Source organism: Myxococcales bacterium (assembly GCA_022563535.1).
GTDB lineage: Bacteria > Myxococcota_A > UBA9160 > UBA9160 > UBA4427 > DUBZ01.
Window position 1 is genome coordinate 1 of the sequence record JADFNE010000110.1, and the last position, 8573, is coordinate 8573.

Here is an 8573-nt window from a genome sequence, read left to right on the forward strand (position 1 = left end):
AGCCGCGGTGTCCGGCGACGATGAACTCGAGATCACTTTCCTCGACTTGCTCGGGGGTCGGATTGATCATCAGTTCGCCGTCGATCCGACCCACCCGTACCGCGGCGATCGGCCCCAGAAAGGGAATCTCCGAAATACTCAGGGCGGCGGAAGCACCGACGAAGGCGCAGATGTCGACCGGGCATTCCGGGTCCGCGGAAAGTACCGTGGCCGTGACCATGGTGTCGTCGTTGTATCCGTCGGCGAACAGCGGGCGGATCGCGCGATCGATGAAGCGCGAATTGAGCACCTCCCGATCCGACAACCGGCCTTCGCGCTTGAAGAAGCCACCGGGAATCTTGCCCGCGGCGGCAAATTTCTCGACGACGTCAACGGTGAGGGGGAAGAAATCGATTCCCGCTCGCGGCTTCGAGTGCACGGTCGTAACCAGCACCACGGTGTCACCTTGAGTGACCACCACAGCGCCGGCCGCCTGCTTCGCGATAGAGCCGGTTTCGATGGTAATGGTGCGACCACCGACTTCCAAACTTACAGATGTTGCTTCAAACCATTTTGGCATTCGTACATTTCTCCTGACAGACACAATATTATGTCTGCACAAAAATGGGGCGCGCGCCTGCAGAGTGCAGGTTCGGTTTCAACGCCTGGAAGGAGAGTGCCCGTCGAATGCGGGATCAGCCATATGCGAAAGAGTACCCGCTCGCAGCGGACGTCCTCGAATTTCGGATATGGCCGATTCCCACACTCGACACGCTTCGCTCCCCACAGCGCCCACGTATCTTCTTTTTATTTACTTTCTTCTTGCTTGCTGACTTGATTGCTTACTTTTTGGCTCAATGCCCCTACTTGGGGGCACAAACGCGTCGCATTTTCTCTAGCGACGCAATCCGAGACGCCCAATGAGCGTCGCGTATCGCTGTACATCATCTCGTTTCAAATAGTCCAGAAGCCGGCGGCGCTGACTCACGATCTTCAGCAGGCCTCGCCGCGAATGGTGATCCTTTGCATGGGTCTTGAAGTGATCCGCGAGATCGCTGATCCGTCGGGTCAACAACGCAACCTGCACCTCGGATGAGCCGGTATCGCCTTCTTGGCGCTGAAAATCTTTGATGACTTCTTGTTTCACTTCCGCGGAGATCAACCTACGTACCCCTTCTTCCGTTTAGCCCTGGACTCTGCCTTGACTGTCTTTGGCGTCGTTCGAAATGTAGTCTGTTCGACTGGAATCGACTGACGATTAATTTGTTCGTCGCGACATCGGAGCACGGAGCAAACGCTTCGTGATGTCGCGCAATGAGTGAGAGCGGTTCCAGGCTGGGAGCGGAACCGATCAGATCGGGCGCCCGCGGGCACTCGAACGGGGCGGAGTCTGGCGCAGAGCTGGGCAGCCCGCAACTCCTTGCGAAGAAAGGTCTTCTCAGCCCCCATCCGCCCCGAAGACCTTGAGAGGCCAGAGCCGTCGGTCAGCCCTGAGCTCGAGCAAGCCGACCAGATTTCGGTCATTGTCGAGGGCGATCACTCTTTCCCCAGGGGCAATCCGCAATCGGGTCCCGGGAGAGATATCCGCACCGTGGCGGACAAGGCGAGTGGCCTCGGGGGTGAGCTCAAAAATGGGAAGCCCCATCGCGTCTGCCGGAGAAATGATCCGCTTGTCGATCACCCCGGATTCGGCCTCGGAGGTGAGTTGTTCGAAGCCGAGCGCCTGGGTCACGTCAAAGGGACCACTCGTCAAACGCCGCAAACTTTCGAGGTGCGCGCCGCATCCGAGAACATTGCCGATCTCTGCCGCGAGCACCCGCACATAGGTTCCCGCCGAACAATCGACCCGGATCTCGGCGAGTCCCGGCTCAAAACGCGTGAGATCGAGACGATCGACCCTCACCGTCTTCGGCTCGCGCTCGATCTCCTCGCCCCGCCGCGCAAGTCGATGCAAGGGCACGCCGTCTTTTTTGACGGCGCTGTACATCGGGGGGATCTGCTGGATCTCACCGCGAAAAGGGGCCAGGGCTTTTTCGACATCGGCTTTGCCCGGGAGTGGGCCCGCCGCGTAGCGCCGGGTTTCGCGTCCCTGGGCGTCGAGGGTGTCGGTTTCGATTCCGAACCGCACCGTGCCCACGTAGCTCTTCGAGTCCTTCACGATGTACGAAATGAGCTTGGTGGCTTCGCGCACCGCCAACGGCAGAACACCCGTCGCCTGTGGGTCGAGGGTTCCCAGATGTCCGATGCGACGCGTGCCCAGCCACTTGCGTGCCGCGTCGACTACGTCGTGGCTCGTCTGTCCGGGCGGCTTGTCGACCACCAGAAAGCCCGCAGGTCCGGGCCGCTCATCTGCCCTGCGTCTATTGCGTCGATTTGCCATTATTCTCGCCCTTGATCGCCTGCAAAATTTCCATGGTCTGCCCCGCCAGACGCATTGAAGGGTCGTACCGAAAGCGCAGTTCGGGCATGCGCCGCAAATTTTTCAGGCTCTTGGCCACTTTTCGCCGCATGAAACTCGCGGCCGAATCGAGCCCCTCGGAGATGAGGTCGATATCGTCGAAATCGGGATCTCCGTCTTTTCCGAATTCGCTCCAAAGTACAATCGCGTTGCTGAGATCTGGGGCCACGTCGACGCGCTGAATCGTAATCATCTTGATCCGACTGTCCGTGACCTCATCTCGCAGGACCTTGGCGATTTCCTCGCGCAGTTGATGCGCGATGCGATCTGTTCGTAGTGACACCTGTCAATCTCCGCTGGCACCCAGTCGCTAGTCGTCTTCTTCTGCAGCTTCTTCTGCAGCTTCTTGCAGATCGTCATCCTGCCAGTTTTCGAGGTCTGCCGATGCTTCGTGGGGTAGCACCATGAGTTCGAGGTCCGAGTTGAGAACCTCGGCGGTGTGCAAATTCTCGACGAAGCGAATGGCGCGCTCGAGTACCTTTCTTACCGGCAATGCCTCGGACCCCGCCGCGGTCAACCCCAAAACGGCACGTTGCCAGGTCCCCTGGCCTCCAACCTCGGACACCGAGATATTGAACTGGTTGCGCAGCCGCTGCTGAATCGAGCGAACCACTCCCCGTTTCTGTTTGAGTGAATGAGAGCCGTGTACGTGAATTTCTACAAGCGCAGCACCGACGACCATGCCCTACTCCCTAGCAGCCCGTATATATCCGGTGCTGCGTGATCAGAGAGTTGCTGGTTCCTCCTCGAGTTCAAAGGCTTCGACGACATCGCCAACCTTGATGTCGTTGTAGCCACCGATCCCGATTCCACACTCATAGCCATTGCTGACTTCGGCCGTATCTTCCTTGAACCGTCGCAGCGATACGATGCTGCCCTCGAAAATCAGGACCCCGTCGCGGATCAGCCGACACTTTGCATTTCGCTTGACGCGTCCGTCGTTGATGTAGGAACCCGCGATCGTGCCGACCTTGGGGATGACGAATGTCTCGCGGACCTCGGCTCGCCCCAGCAGTATTTCCTTTACCGTTGGCGGCAACAGTCCCGCCATGGAGTTTCGGATGTCGTCGATCAGGTTCATGATGATCGAGTAGGTGCGAATTTCTACGCCGTTCTTGTCGGCGGCGCGAAGCGCGGCAGTGTCGGGTCGCACATTGAACCCGACCACGATTCCTTCGCTTGCCGAAGCGAGCATCACGTCGTTCTCGGTGATCCCGCCCACACCGGCTGAGAGAATCGTCAAGGTGACCGTATCTGTGGAGAGCTCCTCGATCGCATGGCGAGAGGCTTCTTTGGTTCCCGCTACATCTGCTTTGAGCACGACCTTGAGGTTTTTGACTTCGATCGCATCTGCCTGGGCGTAAAACTCTTCGAGGCTCAAACGCGGCTTGACCGTCGTGGGGGCACTGCGCTTCTGGTCGAGACGATGCTGAATTACGCTCTTGGCCGCGCGCTCGTTCTTTACGACGTCGAGCACACTTCCGAGCTCCGGAACCGCGGAGAGCCCGAGCAGACGCACGGGCATCGAGGGCCCCGCCTCGTCCAGACGATTGCCGTCGCTGTCTTCCATCAAGCGAACACGGCCCCACTCGGTGCCGACGACCACGGTTTCGCCTTTTCGCAGGGTCCCGCTCTGAATCAACACCGTCGCCATCGGTCCTCTGCCCTTGTCGAGCAGGGATTCGAGTACGACTCCCTTGGCCGGAAGACTCACATCCGCCCTCAGTTCGAGAACTTCGGACTGAAGCACCACCATTTCCAGAAGTTGCTCGAGACCATCGCCAGTCGCCGCCGAAACATCGACGCAAATCACGTCGCCACCAAATTCCTCGGACACGAGATTGTGTTCCATCAACCGCTGTCGCGTGGTCTTGGGGTCGGCTTCGGGAAGATCGCACTTGTTGATCGCCACGACGATGGGGACATCTGCCGCACGGCAGTGTTCGATCGCTTCGACGGTCTGGGGCATCACTCCGTCGTTGGCGGCCACCACCAGGATGACGAGGTCGGTGACCTGGGCGCCGCGAGCGCGCATCTGGGTAAAGGCCGCATGGCCCGGAGTATCGATGAACGTCAGCGGTCCGCGACTCGTGTCGACATTGTAGGCGCCGATGTGCTGCGTGATGCCGCCGGCTTCACTGTCCACCACTGAAGATTTTCGAATCGCATCGAGGATCGAGGTTTTGCCGTGATCAACGTGTCCCATCACCGTGATGACCGGAGGCCTGGGTGTGCTATTGCCAGCCGCCTTGTCCTCGACTTCGTTGATGACGGTAATGAACTCTTCTTCTTTGAAGCCAACATCCAGGACTTCAAACTTGAAATCGTCCGCAATCTTCTTGCAGGTCTCGACGTCGATTCGCTGGTTGACCGAAACCATGATCCCGAGCGCCATGAGCTTGCCCTGGATCAGCGGGGCCTTGACACCCGCCTGCTTGGCGAGTTCGGCGATTCCGATTTCGCCTGCAACGCGCACGACTCGAGTCAGATCCCCAGCCGCAGCCGGGCTGACGGGGAGCGCTAGAGCGTCTCGTCGCTTTCGCCTGGGATTGACGACTGCACTCGAACCGGAGAATGGCGTGCGACGCGTGGAGCCACCGCGTCCGGTAATCTGCCGACCGAACTGTTCCCGCTCGCGAAGATTCACGACTTCGCGTACGCGCTTGCGCTGCTGGCCTTTTCCCTGACCTTGACCCGATCCGGGAGCAGCCTGATGTTGCCGGCCGCTTTCCTTCTTCCCCTCGGCACCCGACTTCTCGGCCGCAAGAGCACCGTCCAATTGAGCAGGCACGGAGGCTTGTTCGGTATCTTTTTCGGCCAGCGGTGTAGTCGCTGCATCATCCGTTGCCGCAATTCCGACCGCACCTTCGGCTTCCGCCGGTGTCTCCGCAACGACGGGATCGACCACAGGTTCGGCAATCGGCTCGGGTTCGGGCACGGGCTCAGGCTCGACACGTTTGCGGCGGCGGATTACTGCGGTTCCACCCTTCCGTACCATTCGCTGCTCGTCGACATTCCGCTTGCGAACCTTTGGGATGCCGCCCAACTTTTCGCGAACCAACTCGACCTGTTTTTCTTCGAGGGCGGAGGTCGGCCCCTTGAGCTCTACGCCGAGGGCTCGGACCTTCTCGACGAACTCACTCTTCTCGATTCCCAGCTCTTCTGCGAGCTTATATGCCCTAATTTTCGCCATTCGTTATGTGTAGCCCGTTCGATTTTGCCGCACTGCCCAGCGGTCTCTTGGTTCACGATTGCTTGCTCAAATGCTACGCGGAGGATCCTTCTGTCTCCGCGCTTCCTTTCGCATCAGCCTCGCCTGTCGTCGTGTCTTCTGAATTGTCTTCTGCGCTTGCTTCGCCACTCGCTTCCGCCGCAGCGTTCTCCGCGGCCAGGCGGGCAGCCTCTTCGCGCAGCGCTTCTTCCGCCTGGATGGCCTCGACGCGCAAGCGCTCTTCTTCTTCGTCCCGGGTCACGACAAGCTCTACGGCGCGGCTCTTGATCTTTACGACTTTCTCCTCGTCGATGCCGGGAATCGAGAGCAGCAAATCGTCGGGGCATTCGCTCAGATCCTCTAGAGAGGTAATGCCTTGCTGAAGCAACAATTCCGCTTCTAGATCGCCGCAACCCTCGACGACCGAAATCGCTTCGGAAAGCCAGCGGGCGAGCTCGCGCATCTTGGTTTCGCTCTTGATGTCGATGCGCCAGTTGGTGAGTTGGACCGCCAGGCGCACGTTCTGGCCGCGCCGGCCGATCGCGAGAGAAAGTTGGTCGTCCGGAACGATTACGTCCATGGACTGAGTCGCCTCGTCGATGATCACCTTTGAAACCTGGGCCGGCGACAACGCGCTGCAGACATAGCGCGCCGGGTCATTGCTCCACGGCACGATGTCGATACGTTCGCCGCGCAGTTCCTGAACCACGGCCTGAACTCGACTTCCCTTCATGCCGACGCATGCGCCCACTGGGTCGACATCACTGTCCCGGGACGACACTGCAACCTTTGATCGACCCCCGGGCTCACGAGCCGCCGCCTCAATGGTCACGATACGCTCGTAGATCTCGGGCACCTCTTGCTCGAAGAGCTTGGTGAGCATCTCGATGCACGCGCGAGACAGCATGATCTGGGGACCCTTTGTCGCTTTGGTGACGTTCTGCACGTAGGCGCGCACACGATCACCGGGGCGGTAGTTCTCGCGCGGCACCTGCTCCTTGGGCGGAAGCACCGCCTCAGCGCGACCGAGATCGATGATCAGCGATCCCTTTTCAAAGCGACGCACGATGCCGTTGACGATCTCACCCTGACGGTCGGAGTACTCGTCGAAGGTATTGTCTCGCTCGGCGTCTCGGATCCGCTGGATGATGACCTGCTTTGCCGTCTGAGCGAGAATGCGGCCGAAGTCGGCGGTATCGAGCTTCACGCCAATTTCGTCGCCGACTTCTGCTTCGGGGTCGAGATCCTCGCGGGCAGTTTCAAGCAGGATCTGGTTCGAGGGATCCGTGATTTCGTCGACGACTTCGCGAAACTCGAAGATCTCGATCTCGCCGAGTTCGTCGTTGTAGCGGGCCTCAAATTCTCTATCGGCACCGTGGCGCTTGTGCGCCGCCTGGACCATCGCCTCTTCGAGCGCGGCAATGATCTCGTTCGAGTCGATGCCCTTGTCTTTGGCGATCTGGTCGATTTCTCTTTTTAGGTTCACACCCAGCATGTGGACTCCACTCAGTCACTTTGAGACGCCGCCGGACGAATCTCCGGCGAAGTCTTCGCGACTGAATTGATAAATCGAATTGGCTTTTTCCACTTCCCCGAAAGGAATTTGGACTTCACCCTTTTCTTTCCCATTGTCAACTTCGAGCCGCGCAATGCCATCCTCGAAGCCGGTCAATACACCTTTGAACCGCTTGCGCGATTCGATTGGCCGCCGGGTCTGAAGACTCACCTTCGAACCCAATGCGGCCACAAAATCTTTCTCTCTCGCCAGCACCCGATCCAAACCCGGCGACGAAACTTCCAATCGATAGCGACCCGCCATGAAGTCGGCCGCGTCGAGTTGATCTCCGACTTCCCGCGAAACCGATTCAATACTCTCGATCGACACCCGACCGTTTCCGTCTATGCGATCGATCACGACGCGAATCAGTCCTTCTCCTCCGGTCGGCCGCACAACGACATCGACCAGTTCACAACCCTGATCCTGCACAACGGGTTCGATGATTTGCTTGAGGTCTTCTGGAATGTCGTGATACACAGAAGCCTCCGGATCCCTTCGTCCCGCTACTCCGTCAGTTTCAGTTCGCTCAACTCGTTCTTTTGTTCCACTACTGCATCCAACAACGACACACACGTGCACGCGTCACGTACGCGCGCGATTGAATCGACGCCAACGTTGCACTCGCAAACCGCGTGCATAAAAAAAAGTGGACGCGCGTCCACTTTCACGGCCTTGCCCGACAGCTCATCGCTTACGGCGCAGCTGGGTTGTCTTCATCGTTCATCCAGCGTCTATCATCTCGCGTCTATCATCTATCATTACTGCGTCGGCCATTACTGCGTCGGCCGGGTACATTTCGGCCAATCTTTCCGGCCGATTCCCCGCCCAATCTTTCCGTAAGCCCGCTGAAGCTAATGGAAAACTGATCCCATGGCAACGGTCCGGGCGCCCGGAACCCTAAATCTGAAGCGCACCCGTGAGATCCGCAGTGCGGGTGAAACCTTCCTTCAATGCGTAATTTTCGATCCCTTCGGCAATCTCCGCCGCGGCCATGGGATTCGAGTAGTTCGCGGTCCCCACCTGTATTGCGGTGGCCCCGCAGAGCAGGAATTTCACCGCATCATCCGAGTCAGTAATTCCTCCAATTCCGCAGATCGCAATCTTCACGGCCTGAGAGGCCTGCCAAACCATTCTCAGGGCGATTGGCAAAATCGCAGGACCGGAAAAGCCCCCGAGGATGTTCTTGAGAACCGGCTTGCGTGTGCGTACGTCGACATCCATCGCCTGGACGGCGTTGATCAAGCTGATCCCGTCCGCCCCTTCGGCCTCACAGACCACCGCCATCTCCGCAATGCTCGTGACGTTGGGCGAGAGCTTGATCAGCAGCGGCGCGTCGGTGGCCCGGCGCACAGTCCGCACCAGCTCGG

At 59.0% G+C, this 8573-nt stretch carries 9 protein-coding genes; all 9 read right to left on the reverse strand.

The window, feature by feature from the left end; all coding sequences use genetic code 11:
- Nucleotides 1-559: polyribonucleotide nucleotidyltransferase (locus IH881_19310; GenBank protein ID MCH7869850.1), on the reverse strand; the 559-nt coding region annotated here is incomplete at its 3' end.
- A 315-nt stretch (nucleotides 560-874) separates the two neighbouring features.
- Complete coding sequence (gene rpsO, locus IH881_19315) at nucleotides 875-1141, reverse strand: 30S ribosomal protein S15 (protein MCH7869851.1); 267 nt, start codon at nucleotides 1139-1141, stop codon at nucleotides 875-877.
- Between the two features lie 276 nt (nucleotides 1142-1417).
- The gene (gene truB / locus IH881_19320; protein ID MCH7869852.1) at nucleotides 1418-2359 is read right to left on the reverse strand and encodes a tRNA pseudouridine(55) synthase TruB; all 942 of its coding nucleotides are present in this window, start codon (nucleotides 2357-2359) and stop codon (nucleotides 1418-1420) included.
- Nucleotides 2340-2720, reverse strand: coding sequence for a 30S ribosome-binding factor RbfA (gene rbfA / locus IH881_19325; GenBank protein MCH7869853.1), 381 nt, complete (start codon nucleotides 2718-2720; stop codon nucleotides 2340-2342). The genes truB and rbfA overlap by 20 nt, the downstream gene beginning before the upstream one ends.
- A 27-nt stretch (nucleotides 2721-2747) precedes the next feature.
- The gene (locus tag IH881_19330; GenBank protein MCH7869854.1) at nucleotides 2748-3119 is read right to left on the reverse strand and encodes a DUF503 domain-containing protein; all 372 of its coding nucleotides are present in this window, start codon (nucleotides 3117-3119) and stop codon (nucleotides 2748-2750) included.
- Nucleotides 3120-3161: 42 nt separating this feature from the next.
- The gene (gene infB / locus IH881_19335) at nucleotides 3162-5630 is read right to left on the reverse strand and encodes a translation initiation factor IF-2 (GenBank protein ID MCH7869855.1); all 2469 of its coding nucleotides are present in this window, start codon (nucleotides 5628-5630) and stop codon (nucleotides 3162-3164) included.
- 73 nt (nucleotides 5631-5703) lie between these two features.
- Entirely contained in the window at nucleotides 5704-7143 is a 1440-nt protein-coding gene (gene nusA / locus IH881_19340; GenBank protein ID MCH7869856.1) for a transcription termination/antitermination protein NusA, read from the reverse strand.
- 15 nt (nucleotides 7144-7158) lie between these two features.
- Nucleotides 7159-7683: a ribosome maturation factor RimP gene (locus IH881_19345; GenBank protein MCH7869857.1), complete on the reverse strand. Its 525-nt coding sequence runs from the start codon at nucleotides 7681-7683 to the stop codon at nucleotides 7159-7161.
- A 420-nt stretch (nucleotides 7684-8103) separates the two neighbouring features.
- A partial coding sequence (locus tag IH881_19350; GenBank protein MCH7869858.1) for a dihydroorotate dehydrogenase occupies nucleotides 8104-8573 on the reverse strand: 470 nt, incomplete at its 5' end.